The 16,890-nt window shown below is 54.2% G+C and carries 13 protein-coding genes; 11 read left to right on the top strand and 2 right to left on the bottom strand.

What is annotated here, in order from left to right; translation table 11 throughout:
• Positions 1-75 precede the first annotated feature (75 nt).
• Together NSU01_RS10635 and NSU01_RS10640 are read right to left on the bottom strand one after the other, a co-directional pair.
• Positions 76-588: a PadR family transcriptional regulator gene (locus NSU01_RS10635; protein WP_042135359.1), complete on the bottom strand. Its 513-nt coding sequence runs from the start codon at positions 586-588 to the stop codon at positions 76-78.
• A 105-nt stretch (positions 589-693) separates the two neighbouring features.
• The gene (locus tag NSU01_RS10640) at positions 694-1,845 is read right to left on the bottom strand and encodes an ABC transporter permease (protein WP_076242725.1); all 1,152 of its coding nucleotides are present in this window, start codon (positions 1,843-1,845) and stop codon (positions 694-696) included.
• Between the two features lie 194 nt (positions 1,846-2,039).
• Between NSU01_RS10640 and NSU01_RS10645 the strand changes: the two genes are divergently transcribed.
• The 11 genes from NSU01_RS10645 to NSU01_RS10695 all read left to right on the top strand — a co-directional run bounded on the left by NSU01_RS10645 (position 2,040) and on the right by NSU01_RS10695 (position 16,547).
• Positions 2,040-2,768: an HAD family hydrolase gene (locus tag NSU01_RS10645; RefSeq protein ID WP_042135362.1), complete on the top strand. Its 729-nt coding sequence runs from the start codon at positions 2,040-2,042 to the stop codon at positions 2,766-2,768.
• Positions 2,769-3,041: 273 nt separating this feature from the next.
• The gene (locus NSU01_RS10650; RefSeq protein WP_076242726.1) at positions 3,042-3,782 is read left to right on the top strand and encodes a response regulator; all 741 of its coding nucleotides are present in this window, start codon (positions 3,042-3,044) and stop codon (positions 3,780-3,782) included.
• A 36-nt stretch (positions 3,783-3,818) separates the two neighbouring features.
• Positions 3,819-5,171, top strand: a complete 1,353-nt coding sequence (locus NSU01_RS10655) for an FAD-dependent oxidoreductase (protein ID WP_339303060.1) — start codon at positions 3,819-3,821, stop codon at positions 5,169-5,171.
• 292 nt (positions 5,172-5,463) lie between these two features.
• Positions 5,464-5,712 (top strand): hypothetical protein, encoded by a 249-nt coding sequence (locus NSU01_RS10660; protein WP_179093426.1) that lies wholly within the window; start codon positions 5,464-5,466, stop codon positions 5,710-5,712.
• A 114-nt stretch (positions 5,713-5,826) separates the two neighbouring features.
• On the top strand, positions 5,827-7,110 hold the full coding sequence (locus NSU01_RS10665) for a citrate transporter (protein ID WP_256703768.1): 1,284 nt from the start codon (positions 5,827-5,829) through the stop codon (positions 7,108-7,110).
• Between the two features lie 70 nt (positions 7,111-7,180).
• Positions 7,181-9,325 carry a hydantoinase/oxoprolinase family protein gene (locus NSU01_RS10670; RefSeq protein ID WP_042135369.1) on the top strand — a complete coding sequence of 715 codons (2,145 nt, stop codon included), beginning with the start codon at positions 7,181-7,183 and terminating at the stop codon, positions 9,323-9,325.
• Positions 9,326-9,337: 12 nt separating this feature from the next.
• On the top strand, positions 9,338-10,009 hold the full coding sequence (locus tag NSU01_RS10675) for a hypothetical protein (RefSeq protein WP_076242728.1): 672 nt from the start codon (positions 9,338-9,340) through the stop codon (positions 10,007-10,009).
• Positions 10,010-10,187: 178 nt separating this feature from the next.
• A complete protein-coding gene (locus NSU01_RS10680; RefSeq protein ID WP_076242729.1) occupies positions 10,188-11,987 on the top strand; it encodes a histidine kinase in 1,800 nt (599 codons plus the stop codon).
• On the top strand, positions 11,987-13,309 hold the full coding sequence (locus tag NSU01_RS10685; protein ID WP_083705154.1) for a sugar ABC transporter substrate-binding protein: 1,323 nt from the start codon (positions 11,987-11,989) through the stop codon (positions 13,307-13,309). Before NSU01_RS10680 ends, NSU01_RS10685 begins: the two co-directional genes overlap by 1 nt.
• 621 nt (positions 13,310-13,930) lie before the next feature.
• The gene (locus NSU01_RS10690; RefSeq protein ID WP_076242730.1) at positions 13,931-15,919 is read left to right on the top strand and encodes a Na+/H+ antiporter; all 1,989 of its coding nucleotides are present in this window, start codon (positions 13,931-13,933) and stop codon (positions 15,917-15,919) included.
• Positions 15,920-15,974: 55 nt separating this feature from the next.
• Positions 15,975-16,547: a CueP family metal-binding protein gene (locus tag NSU01_RS10695; protein ID WP_076242731.1), complete on the top strand. Its 573-nt coding sequence runs from the start codon at positions 15,975-15,977 to the stop codon at positions 16,545-16,547.
• Positions 16,548-16,890: the final 343 nt, after the last annotated feature.

The raw sequence follows: 16,890 nt of genomic DNA on the forward strand, positions 1-16,890 counted from the left end.
AGTTCCCGGGCTTAGGCTTAGGGAGGACTGCCGTCTTGTGTTGTTTGCGGGTCTATGCGCGGCTATGCTGATAGTTCAGCTCTCCAGCGCACTCTGCACTCTTCGGATAAAAGCATCGTATTGCACCAGCCCCAGCTCAATACAGAGCTTCTGGGAGGGCGTCAGCTTGCCGATCTTGTCCAGCTCCTGCAGCTTATGCTCCAGATCCTCGTACATCTCCTGTTTGGCCCGGAGGGCTTCGCGGAGCAGGGTGTGCATCGTCTCTTCATCTGCCATGTCCCCGAAATACAGATGCATCAGGAAGTCGGAACGGAGCACATCCTTCTCCGCAGGCTGACGCAAATACTTCTGGAAGTGCAGTTCACCGTCAGGTGTAATTGTAAACAAGTTCTTATCCGGTTTGCCCTCCTGGCGTACCGCTTCCCTGGAGATCAGACCCAGCTTCTCCATCTTGCTTAAGGTGGGGTAGATCGTGCCGAAGCTGGCATCGAAGAAGAAGGAGAAATACTCCTCGAAATGCCGCTTGATATCATAACCGGAATGGGGCTTCTCACTTAGAATCCCGAGTATTACATCTTGAATGTTCATTAACGTCTGCCGCTCCTCTCTCTCCTTCCTACCATATCACATCTGTCCTGCCGGACTCAATTTGAACTGGCGAAGGTGTCAGGGCCAGAGAAGCTTCACAGGTACTCAGGCATTGGCTGCCGCTCCGGTCCGGACTGCGCGTTTCTCCCGGCGGAGCAGGGTAAGCAGCACACTGGCAGCGGTAGCAACAGCAGCGATATAGAGCAGCGCCGTCACGTCGTGCAGAATGCCCTCACCGCCTATGACGAGATCCAGCATGCCGTCCACAGCATAGTAAGCAGGGAAGAATTGACCGGCCGACTGGTAAAAGGGGGACAGTACGTCCCGGGGAATCGTAGCCCCGGAGCTCAGCATCTGTATGGACAGCAGCGCAATGTTCAGCCATGCTCCGGCATCGCCGAACAGCACAAGACTGAGATTGGCGACCGTCATGCAGGAGAGGATGACGACTAATTCGAACATCCACAGGCTGAGGAAGCCTTGCGAAGAGTGGATGCCGAGAACATGCAGCAGTGAAGCGCTGATGAGTGAGCCGGCAAGTGCAGTACCAGCCATCAGCACATACCGGGCGCTAAGCCTCTGCCATTTGCTGGCAGCAGCGGCCAGACTGGCAGAGGCTTTGCTCAGGTTCATGGCCAGCAGCATGGCGCCGGTGAAGGAAGCTGTAACGACCATTAGCGGAACCATGGTTTCAGCGAAGTTGGTAGCCGGATTCACAATCTGGATATCGGAGCTGATCCGGCTTGCTGCGCTGCTTCGAATCATTGCGGCTTCTGCCTCCGGCAGCTTCATGGCAGTGAGCACGTCGCCAAGTCCCGCAGCACTGCTCTTTGCATCCATGGCAGCAGTGACTTTGGCCGCTACGCCCTGCATGACATTAGAGACCATTTGCGGATTGGATTCGTTCAGATAATAGCGGATCTTGGCCCCGGACGAAGGCTCGCTTAGTGAAGCGGTGAAGCCTTGGGGAAGCTCAATAATCATTCGGAGGGATCGATGCCCGAGCCGGTCCTGCGCCTCTGCCAGAGAGAGGCCCTCCACCTGTTCGAAGTTAAGGGACGTGGATATATTGTCAGCGATGGACTGGGCTGCACTGCCGTCTCCGTTAACAATAGCGACCGGCAGCCGATCTACCCGGTCAGTGACATGATCGTAGCCGGTGATCCAGATGAGGCTGAAAAAGACCTGGAACAGCAGCGCAGTAATAATCCCGACGATGGTTACGGGTTGTTTGAGAAACTGAATGATTAATTTCATTGTGTAAACACTCCTTATACCAATGTGTTATATGGCAATATGTAATATATCATTATGAAATAATAAAATCAATGCATATTCTTGGGTTCGTAGACAATACGTGCTGCTTTCCTATATCATTAAAGCGTGTTATGGAAGCTCCAGATGAACTAGAGAGTCAGAGGCAGAACAATTTGGAAGGGATGGGTCACCTTATGAGTTATGAAGAAAAGACACAGGCAGAGCACGGGCAGCTGCCGAAATTGAACAAACCGGAAGCTATCGTATTCGATATGGATGGTACGCTGTTCCAGACGGAGAGCCTGCTATTGCCGGCCTATCATAAAATGTTTGATATCCTGCGCGAGGAAGGGCTGTATTCCGGGCCTACTCCGCCGGAGGAGCGCATTCTGGGCAGCCTTGGCATGCTGCTGGCGCAAATCTGGAAGAATGTAATGCCGGAAGCGGACGCGGCGGTGCACCGCCGGGCGGATGAGCTGCTGCTGCAGCTGGAAATTGAAGGACTGGAAGCCGGAGGGACCCTTCTGTATCCTAAGGTAGTGGAAACGCTGCGTGCGCTTCATGCGCGCGGAGTGAAATTGTTCGTCGCCAGCAACGGGCTGGAGGATTATATTCACAGCATCGTAGTGGTGCATGAGCTGAAGGAGCTGTTCGAGGGCTTATACAGTGCAGGCGGACAAGGAACGGCAACCAAGACTGAGCTGCTTGGACTCCTGCTGGACAACCACAATATCAGCAGTGCCTGGATGGTGGGCGACCGTTCCTCTGACGTGGAAGCGGGCAAGGGCAACGGGCAGACGGTAATTGGCTGCGGCTACGCCGGATTCGGACGGCAGGATGAGCTGAAGGGCTCCGACGTTATTATTTCTTCCTTCGATGAATTAATCGGGCTGTACGACAACAGCACAGCGCAAGACCTGTAAGGAAGCAGATCCCGGAATAGTTTGTACAAAAGCAAGTACACACGGATGTCTTTACTGCCGGATCACCGGCGTTAAGGACATCCGTTTTGGCATCCAGCGGGGACGGGTACGGATAAATCTCGAAATTTCATACCTTTTCTCGAATGTGGACCGTTTCTTTGGAGGTATGCAAAATTTATACTGATAGTGTAAGCGTTTCACCAGAAGTGAACCTCAGGAGCCCGGCGAAGGCGGGCGCAGAGGCCCGGACAATGTGGATGAGGAGGGATAGGCTTGCACAAGCTGTTTCTGGTTGAAGACGAAGCTCTGATCCGTTCGGGCCTCAAACATTTGATTGAGGAGGTTATCGGCGGCTTTCAGGTGGTGGGTGAAGCAGAGAACGGAAGACTTGCGCTGGAGGCGCTCAAGAGTGTGAAGCCCGATGTTCTGATTACGGATATACGGATGAATGAAATGAACGGTCTGGAGATGATCCGGCGGGTCCGTGACCAGTACCCTGACCTGTACATTCTAATTCTAAGCGGGTATGCCGACTTTGAATATGCGAAGCAGGCGATCAAATACGGCATCAGCGATTATCTGCTGAAGCCGGTTGACCGCACGGAGCTGGCCCAGGCACTGGGGGATTTCAGGCGCAAGCACGGAACCCGGAGCGGCCTTGCGGACCTGCCGGAAGAGGGCGGAGCAGACCTGAAGGGCAGGCAATTGATCCGTAAAGTGAAAGAACTGGTTGCGCAGCGGCTGGATCAGGAATTTTCACTGCAATATATGGCGGAGCAGGTGCATCTGAATCACCAGTACCTGTCGGTACTGTTCAAATCAGAAACGGGGCAGAACTTTACGGATTATGTCTCGCAGTGCCGGATGAACCGGGCCAAGCAGCTGCTGAAGGAAACGAATCTCAAAATCTATGAGGTAGCCAAATTATCAGGCTATCTAAGCTCCAAGCATTTCATGGCGGTATTCAAGGACTATACCGGCAGCACTCCCACGCAGTACAGGGAACAGCTGTAATGTAACCGTTAACTTAAAAGGGGACAAGGAGGAGCAATGATGCGGAAATATGAAGTTGTTGTAGCAGGCGGCGGGGTTTCAGGCTCGATCGCGGCCATCGCGGCAGCAAGAGCAGGCGCCGTAACACTGATCATAGAGGCAGGAGGTTTCCTCGGCGGAACTCTAACCGCTGCGGGTGTCGGGCCGATGATGACTTTTCATGCCGGGCATAAGCAGGCCATCCAGGGGATCACTGATGAGCTGATTCAGCGGCTTCAGGCGCTCGGCAAATCACCGGGACATATCCCGGATGCGACTAACTACACTTATTCGGTGACACCATTCGATGCCGAAGCGATGAAATACGAGCTGGATCTGATGCTGCAGGAGAGCGGAGGCGAGGTGCTGTATCATACGATGCTGGCCGGGGCCGAAGTATCGGGCAGACGCATTGAGTCGCTTACCCTGTGCAACAAGGCGGGGCTCAGCCGCATTACAGCGGATGTGTTCATTGATGCTACCGGAGACGGGGACTTGGCTGCCTGGTCCGGAGTGCCGTTCACCAAAGGGCGTGAATCCGATGAGCAGTCGCAGCCGATGACCCTGAAGATGAAGATGAGGGGGGTGGACACGGAGAAGATCAAGGCGTACATCCGCGAGCACCGCGAGGACTTCCCGCGCATGAACCTTGATATCACCGTGATGGACTCGGCGGCCAGATTATCTGTCGCCGGCTTCGACAAGCAGTTCCGGGAAGCCAAATCGCGCGGCGAGATCAGTATTCCGAGAGAAGATGTGCTGTTCTTCGAGACGAGCAATCCCGGCGAGATTATTATGAACACCACACGTATTCTGGGCAAGGACAGCACAGATCCGTGGAGCCTCAGCGAGGCGGAGATTGAAGGGCGCAGGCAGTGTAGGGAGCTGGAGCTCTTTTTGAAAAAGTATATTCCCGGCTTTGAAGAGTCCGTGGTAGTCTCCACAGGTCCGTCCATCGGTGTCCGCGGCTCCCGCCAGATCAAGGGTGTGTACACGCTGACCGCGCAGGATATTCTGTCGGTGAAGCCCTTTGCGGATGTGATCGCCCACTCCGGCTATCCGATTGATATTCACAGCCCGGACGGCGAGGGAACCGCAACGGATCATCTGGAATGGGGGGCGATGTACGGCATCCCTTACCGCTGCCTGATCACGAAGGAAATCGACAACCTGATTGTGGTCGGCAGATGTCTCTCAGCTACTTTTGAAGCCCAGGCGGCTGTGCGAACTACACCTACGGTGGGGGCAATTGGTCAGGCAGGCGGTACTGCGGGGGCATTGGCCGTGAAAGAAGGAGTCCCCGTGCAGCAGGTGGACTATAAGGAACTGCAGCATACACTCGTGGCGCATGGTGCTTATCTGGAGGTGTAACGGACGGAGCATGGTGCGCAAAAATAATGTCATGTACAGCTTGAACTGTTAATCTTTCGGATTAGCACGCCGTGCTCCTTGCTAGAGCCGCAGGCTGGTGGCTGTGACGGGACCGTGCCTAAGCTCTAACTGTATTTTGTGCAACTAAAGTGAGCGTTTATGGCGCTACGAAGGTTTTAATTGCATTTGATACAGTTATAATCCCCATATTCCTCAAAAGGGGACTTATCGTTATTTTTAGTTGTACAGAATACAATTATTCCGGTAAAACCGGCTTTTCGCCAGCTTTTAGTTGTATGAAATACAATTAAATGCTGTTGCTGCAGTTGCAGTTGCCATTGCTATTGCTAATGCTATTGCTGTTACTGTTGCTGTTGCTGTTGCTGCTGTTGCTGCTGTTGTTGCTGTTGCTATTTCTGTTTCTGTTGTTGCTGCTGCTATTGCTATAGCTCTGTTACTAGCTTCTTACACCCCACGCTGGTTGCTCTCAAAGACTGGGAAGCGCGGACGTGATACGGAAGGTTGTCATTTTCAAGATTAATCTATACCGTTCATTTGATTCCAAGCTTGCTTGGTTTCCGATGGTAATTAAGCACAATAATTCTTATAACAACGTATATTTCACAAAAATTTAGGAGGAATTGGTTTGGAAACTGTGCAGATTATCGGCATTTTACTTGTATTCATTGTGTTTGTGGGCCTGATGATGACCCGCAAGCTGACCACGCTGCTCGCCCTGCCGATGATGGCGATTCTGCTGGCGGCGATCGCGGGTATCCCGCTCCTGTCCGATAACCCGGATACCTTCACCATCACCAAGGGTGTGCTCGCAGGCGGGGCCATGAAGCTGTCTACCGCCATCGCCGGACTGATCTTCGGTGCCTGGTTCGGCCAGATTCTCAGCAAGGTCGGCATCACGAAGACCATTATCCGCAAGGCTGCGGAGCTGGCCGGTGACAAGCCGCTGGCGATTGCCCTTATCTTTTTCCTCGCCGCGTCTGTAATCTTCTCGGCTGCCAACGGGCTGGGCATGGTCATTCTCGTCGGAACGATCGCTATTCCCATTATGCTCACCGCCGGTCTGAAGCCGTTCGTCAGCGGCCTTGTTGTCCTGCTGGCCAATGCGGTCGGCGTGGTCTTCAACGTCTCCACCTGGGCGATTTATACCGATGTGCTTAAGGTGCCCACGAACACGATTGCTTCGTATTCACTGATCTGCGCTATTCCGCTGATTGTCATTGCCTTGATAATGATCGTCTACTATACCCGCAAAGACGGCAAGGTCCGCCGTGCCTGGGCCATGCCGCTCAAGCCGGAATTCCAGGCTCAGGATACCAAAAACGTAAGAGCCATTGCGCTTATCAGCCCGCTTGTTCCGGTGCTGCTGGTATTTTTCCTGAAGGTTGATATTGTCTCTGCAGTCTTCATGGGGGCGGTTGTCACATTGCTGCTCGCCACACCGAAGCGTCCGATCCATGTGCTGTCGAGTGCGCTGGTGGAAGGGATTCAGGATGTGGCCGGTGCGCTCGGGCTGATGATCGGGATCGGGATGCTGCTCAGCGCGGTAACTGCACCTCCGGTGGCGTTGCTGATTCAGCCGCTGATCGAAGGCATTATTCCAACCAGTCCGCTGATGTACATTCTCGTCTTCACTTTGCTGTCTCCGCTTGCGATTTACCGTGGACCGCTTAACGTCTGGGGACTCGGCAGCGGAATCGCGGCACTGATTGTTGCCGGAGGAATGGCACCAGTTGCGGCTATGCTGGCACTGCGTATCGTGAGCAATCTGCAGGCTGTCAGCGATCCGACCAACTCCCACAATGTCTGGATCGCCGACTACACCAAGACGGATATTATTGAAACGCTGCGCAAAACCCTGCCATGGATGTTCGCGGCTGTGATGATCTCGATGATTATCGCGGGTCTGACCGTTTTCTAGATTAAGCTCTGGTTAGGCGAATACAGATTGCAGATTAGAGACATAAGCTTCATGGAGAGGAGAACCTGCTATGAACAATAAACAAATCAGGATCGGCATCGATGTCGGGGGAACCTTCACGGATGCCGTTGCGATAGACAATGAGACCTTTGAGGTGTTGTCCAAGGTCAAAATGCCCACAACACATCACGATGAACGCGGAGTCGCCAGTGGGATTGTCCAGATCATTCAGCGGATTATGAGCGAGAACGGCATTCTTCCCGGTGACATCAAGTTCATCGCCCACGGGACGACTCAGGCCACCAATGCTCTGCTCGAAGGAGATGTTGCCCGTGTCGGCATCGTGGGGATGGGCACGGGCCTCGATGCCCGCAGTGCCCGCTCCGAGACCAATGTGGCCAATATTGAGCTGGCTGCGGGCAAATATCTTACCACGTATCACAAGTTCATTGATTCGAAGGAACTGACGCCGGAAACCATCGATGCGGCGATTGATCAGCTGCTCGCCCAGGGTGCAGAGGTTATTGTGGCCTCGGAAGCCTACAGTGTCGATGATCCGGCCAACGAGCTGAGAGTGATGGAAGCGGCGCGCAGCCGGGGAGTGTACGCCACCGGCGGACATGAAATCTCCCAGCTGTACGGGCTGAAGACGCGGACCCGAACAGCGGTCGTCAATGCGAGCCTGATTCCGAAGATGATGGAGACCGCCAACATGACTGAGCAGGCCGTCAAAGAAGCGGGGATTACCTCCCAGCTGATGATCATGCGCTGCGATGGCGGTGTCATGAGCATCGACGAGGTGCGCAAGCGTCCGATCCTGACCATGCTGTCAGGGCTGGCGGCCGGTGTCGCCGGCGCCCTGATGTATGAGAAGATATCGGACGGTATTTTCTTCGAAGTCGGCGGAACCAGTGTAGATATCTCCGTGATCAAGAACGGCAAGGTGATGATTGAGAATGCCCAGGTAGGCGGACATAAGACTTATCTGCGTTCGCTGGATGTACGGACGCTCGCCGTTGCCGGGGGCAGCATGATCCAGATCGGCGGAGGCAAGATCACGGATGTCGGCCCGCGCAGTGCGCATATCGCCGGTCTGGAGTACGAATGCTTCACCGGTAAGGAGAATCTGGAGCAACCTGTCATCGGTCTCGTCAGTCCGCGCCCGGGAGATCCGGATTACGTCACCGTCCGGGGTGCGGGAGGACATGAATATGCGCTGACCCTGGCAGGTGCGGCGAATCTGCTGAATCATGTGCCGGAGACGGACTATGCCCGCGGGAATATGGAGAGCACAAGAATAGCCTGGCAGGCGCTGGGTTCCCGGCTCGGCATGTCTGCGGAAGACGCAGCAAGGGCAGCAATGGATATTGCCATCCGCAAGGTGATGGCGGTTGTGAACCAGATGATCAGCGATTATGAGCTGGACACCGGGTTTGTTACGCTGGTGGGCGGCGGCGGAAGCGGAGCAGTGCTCGTTCCGGCAATGGCGGCGAGTGAAGGCTTCAAGCACCAGATCGCCAATAATGCGCCGTATATCTCCACGATCGGCGTTGGGATGGCAATGGTCCGCGAGCAGATCGAGAAGACTGTGGTCGGTGCGACAGAGCGGGATATCAAGCTGATCCGGGCGGAGATTATGGAGAAAATCGTCCAGTCCGGAGCGAATGAAGCCACGGTTGACGTGACGATCGAGATCGATTCGCAGCGCAATATTCTGCGGGCCATCGCCACCGGCTCGACCGAGCTGCGCTCGAAGGATCTGGCCAGCCGCGAGGTGCCCGTGAACGAGCTGCTGCTGACGGCGGCGGAAGCACTGGGCCAGCCGGCCGGCCAGACGGAGCTGAAGGCGGCCTCCGGCAGATGGTTCCTGTTCGAGTCCAGCGAAATCAAGAAGTCCATGTTTGGGCTGGTGAAGAAGAAGCTCAGCCATGTCGGCGTGCTGGACCGCGAGGGCGTGGTGCGATTTAAGAAGACGAATGCGTATCATCTGGCTTTTTTGAAGAAGAATATGGCCGACCGGTTTGCCTCGTTCCTGGAGGAGAATACAATCTATTCGGACGCTAATGCGACGATCCCGAAGACCTTTGTCTTCTATAAGGAAAAAATGCTCGATCTGACCGGGATGCAGACCAAGGAGCAGCTGTTCTCCATTCTCGAAGTGGAAACCCAGCTGCTAGAGGACAACAGCGAAATACTCGCTGTCGTCTATCAGTAGGAGGTGTACAGGATGATGAAGACAGCTGAACGGACGCTACCAAGCGATAGTGTGCTGGGATATGCCGAACTCACAAATGATCTGCTGTTTCACAGAATACCGCACAGCAAACGGCGTTATTATGTAGAGCGCCCGCTGGCGATCGGCAGGGAGCAGGCCACTTCATTCAAAGCCCGCTACGGCACGGATGTCGGGGCCATCTGCCGGGACCGCGGAATCAGCGTCAATCTCAATGAACGGCAGGGCACCATCGGGCAGATCCGCTTCCGCGCCCAGATTGAGCTGTCGGCCAAGGAGCGCGCCATTACGCTGTATAAATCGTCCATGGAAGAACTGCGGCAGTGTGCCGGTGTGCTGCTTCCCGGCCGTTCCTTCACGCTGAAGGAAATCACAGACATCCATCTCGCGCATGAGCTGTTCCACGATCTGGAGTTCACGGAGCTGGGATACACCAACAAGCGGCTTGACGACATCAGCAGCCTCTCCCTGGGTCCGCTGCGCATCCGGGCCAGCGTGACCAAGACCTCGGAGATCGCCGCGCATGCGTTCAGCCGTTATCTTCTGGATCTGCCCTGCCTGCCGAATCTGCTGGATTACGCTTATATGATTCACAGCGGTACGCTGACTGCTGCTGAATTCTGGAGGCAGACGGAGGTTTGGTCCGGAGAGCTTGAGAATAGCTGAGCGGACTTCTTCAGACAGCAGCCTTGTGCACGTAAGCAGACAGCAACCTTAAGGGGGGGGCTGTCTGCTGTATTTTTGTAGAGGAAGCTATTGCGCCAGCCAGGGAGAACGTCTCTGACTTCGGACTCGAATTATGCTATGTTGGAGTGGGTAACCAGAGTTTGGGGAGGCTGTCCGCGTGCCATTCAGAAAAGGGTCAAACAAATCAATATACGTGCCGTTGCGCACCAAGTTTATCGTATTGTTCTGCCTGCTGATTACGATTCCGTTTCTCGTGATCGGCACCATCAGCTATAAGAAATATACTGCCGGTGTGGAGCGCAGCACTGTGGAGCTATCCAATCAGGTTGTGAGCCAGATTAATATCAACCTGGAGCATTACATTAAGGAACTGGACCGGCTTACACTTACGCCGCTGTACGATGAGGATATGATGCAGATTCTCCGCAAGCACAGCGGCAGCGGCTCGGCGAACACTTATTTAACTACGGATGAGACGCTGAAGATGAATCTGTTTATTTCTTCGCTGGCTTTTGACCGGGGTGAGATTGAGAGCATTCTGGTGTTCACCAATGACGGAGGAATCTTCAGTAATCTGGACCAGAGCGTCAGGAAGCGGTGGGACCGCAGCATGGCAGACTGGATGGAGGCGGTTGAGCAGGAAGACGGTGGTCTTGCCATCCTGCCGCCGCATGCTGCGGCCTACTATACAGAGGCGAAGCAGGGGATTATCTCGGTGGCCCGGGTTATCCGTGAGCCCTATACGAATGACATGCTGGGGATCGTCAAGGTGGATCTGACGGCACGGGGGTTCGGTTCGATTGTATCCACGGTGCGTTCGAGCGGGAGCGGTCTGCTGCAGATTACCGGCAAGGATCAGGTTATGCTGTACTCAGGGCCAGACGGGCTTCCCGATTCAAGTGAATCCTATATTACAGCCTCTGCCCACTCTTCATATACGGGACTTAAGGTGACCTCACTGATTCCGCGGACGCAGCTCCGGGAAGACGCACGCGAGCTAACGAATTCTACCTTGATTGTCTCCATCGTAGCCCTGATGGCTGCTTATGCGGCGGCGATTCTGCTGTCGAACCGCCTGATTAAGCCGATTGCCCATCTGCAGTCGAAGATGAGGCAGGTGAAGCGGGGGCTGTTCCTGGAGCGGGCGACGGTCACTACGAGCGATGAAATCGGGCAGCTGACCGAAGGCTTCAATACGATGATCGGCGAGATCGACCGTCTGGTCAAAGAGGTCTATGAGACCCGGCTGAAGGAGCGGGAAGCCGAGCTGCTTGCGCTGCAGAGCCAGATTCATCCGCATTTTCTGTACAATACCCTGGAAATGGTGAACATGCTGGCCCTTCAGGGCAATACCCGGGAACTCTCGGGTGTGGTGACCAGTCTCGGGAAGCTGCTGCGCTACACGGTCGGCCATCAGGAGCAGATGGTGTATGTGCTGGATGAGGTAAGATTCGTAGAAGCGTATCTGCGAATCCAGGGTATGCGTCTTGGAGACAAGCTGCAGGCTATGATCCATATTGATTCTTCCTTCGATTACTGCGTGGTGCCGAAGCTGATTCTGCAGCCGCTGATTGAGAATGTTATTGAGCATGCCATGGGCCAGGATAAGCTGCAGCTTGCCCTGACGGCTTCGGTGGAAGAGGAAGACTTGGTGCTGTCCGTCACGGATGATGGTCTTGGCATAACCGGTGAACGGATGCAGGAGCTTGAAGAACAGCTGTATCAGAATAAATCCCGGCCCGGTACAGAGACGGAGCAGGGCGGCTTCGGCCGGATTCAAAAGGGATTTGCGTTGCGCAATGTCCATCAGCGGCTCCGGCTGCTCTATGGAGAGCCTTACGGATTAACTCTTGATCATACGGCAGAGCGCGGGGTAACGGTCTCACTGCGGCTGCCGATGAACTGGGAAGCCATGAACAATGCCGGTCCCGCCGGGGACAGGCAGGAGGAGGATTAATGATGCGGACAAGGCTGCTAAGCCTTATGATAGCGGTATTAATGGCTGCGGGCTGCTCTTCAGGGGCAGGAAGCGGGGCGTCTGTCGGGAAAGCCGTGGAAGGTGAAGAAGCAGGAGGAAGTGAGGCGGCTGCTGTGCAGGAGCCTGTGAAGCTGAAGTTCAGCATTTGGGGCAACGATGCGCAGAAGGCAATGGTTGAGGGCCTGGTGGATGAATATGAACAGCTCCATCCCGGGATGGAGGTAGAGATCATGACGATTCCGTTTGCCGATTATCAGCAGAAGCTGTCGATCATGCTGGCCTCCCGTACCGCGCCTGATGCCGGCTGGCTGGCGGAGCGGATGATTCCCCAGCTGCTGGAATCCGGCCAGCTGGTGGACATTGCAGCAGAGGTCAAAGAAGATCCCGGATATAACTACGCGGATATTTATCCGTCTACACTCGACATCTTCAAGCGGGAGGATCGGCTGTACGGAATCCCATTCTCTACGCCTCCGGTGCTGATCTACTACAACAAGGACCTGTTCCTTGAGAAGGGCCTGAAGACGCCAACGGAGCTGTATAAGGAAGGGAAATGGAACTACGAGGAATTTCTCAAGGCAGCGCGCAGCCTCACTGATTCACAGCAAGGCATTTACGGCGTGAAGCTGGTCCGCGACTGGAACAACTGGTCGGATGCGCTGCTGCCGCTGTTCTGGTCGCATGGCGCCGAGCTGTTTGACAGCAGTGCAACGGCTTTTGCGCTGAATTCTCCGGCAGGGAGAGAGGCGCTGCAGCTCTACAGTGATATGATGTTCAAGGACAAGGTGCATCCGCTTCCGGGCGATGAGCTAACCTTCGACAGCGGCCGGATCGGGATGTATACGGACCGTTACAGCTATACCTCGAAGGCCCGCGCGGTTACTGACTTTGATTGGGATATCGCTCCAATGCCGGCAGGTGTGAAGGGGACTGGAACTTCACTCGGCTATGCGGGAGTCTCTGTATTCGAGACCAGGCATCCGGCGGAAGCCGCGGAATTCCTGAAGTTCATCACCAGCGCAGAAGCCATGAGCGTTACCGCGCAATATTTCGTCCCGTCCCGGAAATCCGTGCTTGAATCGGATGTCTTCCTAAGAGCGGCTTCCAAGCCTTCGCCGGAGAGCATCCAGCTGGCCGTGCTCGACCAGATCGCGGACGCCCGGATCGCGCCGGGCCATAAGAACTGGCAGCAGATTGATACGAAGATCCAGAGGCTGCTGGACGGGCTCTACACGCAAAGCTCTACCGTGGACGGGCTGCTCGGACAAATGGAGGTTGAGGTGGGCCCGCTTATGAAATAAGAGGGGACTTCGTACACGTTAAAGACCGCCTTCGGCCCCCGCAAAGTGCCTGAGTAATCATCGAAGCCACAGCCCCACTTTGTGGGGTTATTTTGCATACGTGGATAGAGACTGGTTTGAGCAACGCGACTGCTGCAGGAAACGGAATGAATGCGAATTTGCTTAGACTTGATGCAAAATCCTGCACGAAATGCAACAATTATCCCGTTAAATCGGCTATTATTCAAAATTGTTGTATAAAAAGCAGGATTTCCTCCTCCACCAAGCCGATATATGAAATAATCTTGTATTTCATACAACAATCCTCCCGGGCACCCGGTTTATTCAGGAGCAAAGCTGTATTACATACAACAATTTGTAGCTGTCCGCACACTGTGAGCTGAGCTTTTGGCAGCCCGCTTTACTGCCGGAGGGACTGCTGAGGAACAGCGTACGTAATGCGTAATCACAACCCCAGACCGCCAAATTTACAACAATCCGGCTTGTGAACTGAGCTGCCTGACTTGCATGCCCGGATAGTGCAGGGGCGGATATTTGCCTAAAGATCGTTTATACTGAGTTTACATACAAATTTTATTTTAATAGCAGCGCTAGTGAGTGCAGACTTGGAGGTTTGATCGCTTGGAATTATTTGAATATATTTTGCTGATGCTGGCAGCGGTCTCGTTGTCCAATCTGGTGAACCGGTTTATCCCCTCGGTTTCCGTGCCCATCATTCAAATTGTGCTGGGGATGGCTTTGACCTGGCTGCCTTTGCATTTTGAACTGACGTTGAATCCGGAGCTGTTTCTGCTGCTCTTCATTGCCCCCTTATTGTTTAATGACGGCAGGCTTGCGGATAAAGTGGCGTTATGGAAGCTGAAGAAGCCCATATTGCTGCTCGCGCTGGGGCTGGTCTTCCTGACGGTAGGCGTCCTGGGTTACTTCCTGCATTGGCTGCTGCCTATTCTACCGTTAGCTGCGGCGTTTGCTCTGGCGGCGGCACTTGCCCCTACGGATGCCATCGCTGTAGGCGCGTTGGAGCAGAAGGTCAAAATCCCGCATCAGACGATGCAGATTCTCGAAGGGGAGTCCTTGATCAACGATGCTTCGGGTCTGGTATCCTTTCAGTTTGCCGTGGCCGCTATGGTCACCGGGGCATTCTCCCTCAGAACAGCCAGCCTTAGCTTCATTACCATTTCACTCGGCGGTGTCGTGCTGGGGCTGCTGCTCACGCTGATTAAATACGGGATAGTCCGATGGCTGCGCAGACTCGGGATGGAGAACGTTACGTTACATATGCTGATTGAGATTCTGACTCCATTTGCGATTTTTATGGCGGCAGAGGAGCTGGGGGTTAATGGAATCCTGGCCGTTGTCAGCGCAGGTATTGCCCATTCCTTCGGATATAAGCAGATGAATCCCGAGGTGGCTAAGCTGAGCATCGTGTCCAAAAGCACCTGGTCCGTCATTATTTTTGTCTTGAACGGCCTGGTCTTCCTGCTGCTGGGTACACAGCTGCCGGAGATCATACAGACTGTCTGGAACAATCCGGATATCGGGAATTTCCAGGTAATCCTGTACACGTTATTATTAACAGCGGCCGTTCTTGGCCTGCGTCTGATCTGGATGCTGATCATGGATATTCCCGAAGGGGAGGAGCCGCGGGGACACTGGAAGCTGGAGTTCAAGAAAGCCCTCATTCTCACGCTGTCAGGAGTCCGGGGAACAATCACACTCGCGAGTACGATGTCACTGCCGTTTTTCCTGGATGACGGTACCCGGTTTCCGGCCAGGGATCTGATTATTTTCCTTGCGGCGGGTGTGATTCTCTGGACCCTGCTGGCCTCCAACTATCTGCTGCCGCTGTTGCTCGGCAAAGAAAATGAAGCAGAGCATAATGCCGAAGAGGTTGAGGCCAAAATCGAAATTCTGCGCAACGTAGTTTCCGGTCTAAACGATCAGGCTACGGATCATTCGAGAATGGCCCTGAGCCACTTGATCAGCACCTACACCTCAAGAATCCGCATGCTGAAGAAAAATGAAGCTGCAGAGGAAATGGAGCGGATGCTGGGTGTTACTTCGCTCAAGTGGCAAAGAGAGTACACCCTGACTGCGATGAAGCAGCGGGAGGTGAATCCGTACACGGCCTACCGTTATCTGAACCGGCTGAACAAGCAGCTATTCATGCACACCCGTGATCCGGAGTACAGGAATGACCTGGTTCCAATCAAAAGCTGGGAAGAGATTGTAGGAGTGATCCAGCAGGTGCGTCTGAGCGGCCAGGAACGGCGTGAGGAATGGAACCGGCTGCAGTCCGCCAATTTTGCCTACGTCTTGAAGAAGCTGAGAGCGCTGCAAAGTAAAGGGGAGACCGAACCCGAAGCGGTCAGCGCCCTGATCATGCGCTATGAACGGGGGCAGATGAGATTGACCCGTACGGAGTCACTTTCCTCCACCAAACGGGAGTTTGAAGAGGCGCTGCAGGAGCTGTCCAGAGCAGGGATTCAGCTGGAGCGTGACAACATTCAGCTGATGTTCGAGAGCGGACGGATTTCCAGAGCTAGCATGAAGGAAATGAAACGTGATATCCTGTTTATGGAACATGAATTGAGGGAAGAAATGGGCTGATGAGTCCTCTTCTGTATTAAGGCTGAAATTCCACAAGGAGATGAACATATAGAGTATGCGTAAACAAATCGTGGCGGGTACATGTGCAGTTGTTGCGGCAATCGGAATCTTTATTTATGCCGGAAGCGGGGAACGAAACACGGCTGACGTCGAAGAGGCGCAGGGCAGCAGCCAGCCGGTTAGTCAGGCGGCCGCTCAGGACATTAAGCAGATGGTGTCTGATTACAGCTCGCGCGCGCTGACGTCCCAGTCCGCCTCCATCACCTCCACCCAGCTTATCGTGGACAGCGGCGGTCCAAACGAAGTCACCTATGCTTTGCCGGAGAACGAATTCTTCCTGTCGGTTGCCCCGTATGTGCAGAAGACGCATCCGTGCGCAACACACAGCCTGACCGGCTGCCAGGGGGAAATGGCAGGTCAGGAATTCGACGTATACATTGAAGACGCCGAAGGCAAGGAAGTGATGAAGCAGACCTTGAAGTCCCAGCCTAACGGGTTCATCGACCTATGGCTCCCGCGCGACCAGAAGCTTCAGATCACCGTCACGCATGACGGGAAACAAGCCAAGACCGAAGTATCCACCTTCGAGAGCGATGACACCTGCCTTACTACTATGCAATTAAGTTAATCTATTTCTATTAGGCTTACGGTCTCAGCCGTCTTCCGGGTACCGCTATTCTGCGGCAGGGAGGCGGCTGTTTGCTGTGATCATTTACTATTTTCACCATGCGAATCACTGGCCTCCGGCTTAGTAACACAACGCAGGAGTCCTCCGCTTTGATCCAGAGGCACCTTTATGAAATGCTGCACAAAATACAACATTTTCCTCGTGAGATCGATCGAAATCGAAAATTGTTGTACTTTTTGCAGCATTTCCACGTCTTCCAGCCAATCAAAGAGACTATTCTTGTATTTCGTACAACAATTCGCCCAAACACAGGGGTAACTGGCGACCAGAGTTGTACTCCGTA

Origin of the sequence: Paenibacillus sp. FSL H8-0259 (genome assembly GCF_037963255.1) — a bacterium.
Lineage (GTDB): Bacteria > Bacillota > Bacilli > Paenibacillales > Paenibacillaceae > Paenibacillus_AQ > Paenibacillus_AQ phytohabitans.

Excerpts from the sequence above, each read along its gene's own strand:
- NSU01_RS10640 (WP_076242725.1), bottom strand. The coding sequence starts at position 1,845 with ATGAAATTAATCATTCAGTTTCTCAAACAACCCGTAACCATCGTCGGG.
- NSU01_RS10670 (WP_042135369.1), top strand. The coding sequence starts at position 7,181 with ATGAACAATAAACAAATCAGGATCGGCATCGATGTCGGGGGAACCTTC.
- NSU01_RS10685 (WP_083705154.1), top strand. The coding sequence starts at position 11,987 with ATGATGCGGACAAGGCTGCTAAGCCTTATGATAGCGGTATTAATGGCT.
- NSU01_RS10675 (WP_076242728.1), top strand. The coding sequence starts at position 9,338 with ATGATGAAGACAGCTGAACGGACGCTACCAAGCGATAGTGTGCTGGGA.
- NSU01_RS10655 (WP_339303060.1), top strand. The coding sequence starts at position 3,819 with ATGATGCGGAAATATGAAGTTGTTGTAGCAGGCGGCGGGGTTTCAGGC.
- NSU01_RS10645 (WP_042135362.1), top strand. The coding sequence starts at position 2,040 with ATGAGTTATGAAGAAAAGACACAGGCAGAGCACGGGCAGCTGCCGAAA.
- NSU01_RS10695 (WP_076242731.1), top strand. The coding sequence starts at position 15,975 with ATGCGTAAACAAATCGTGGCGGGTACATGTGCAGTTGTTGCGGCAATC.
- NSU01_RS10635 (WP_042135359.1), bottom strand. The coding sequence starts at position 588 with ATGAACATTCAAGATGTAATACTCGGGATTCTAAGTGAGAAGCCCCAT.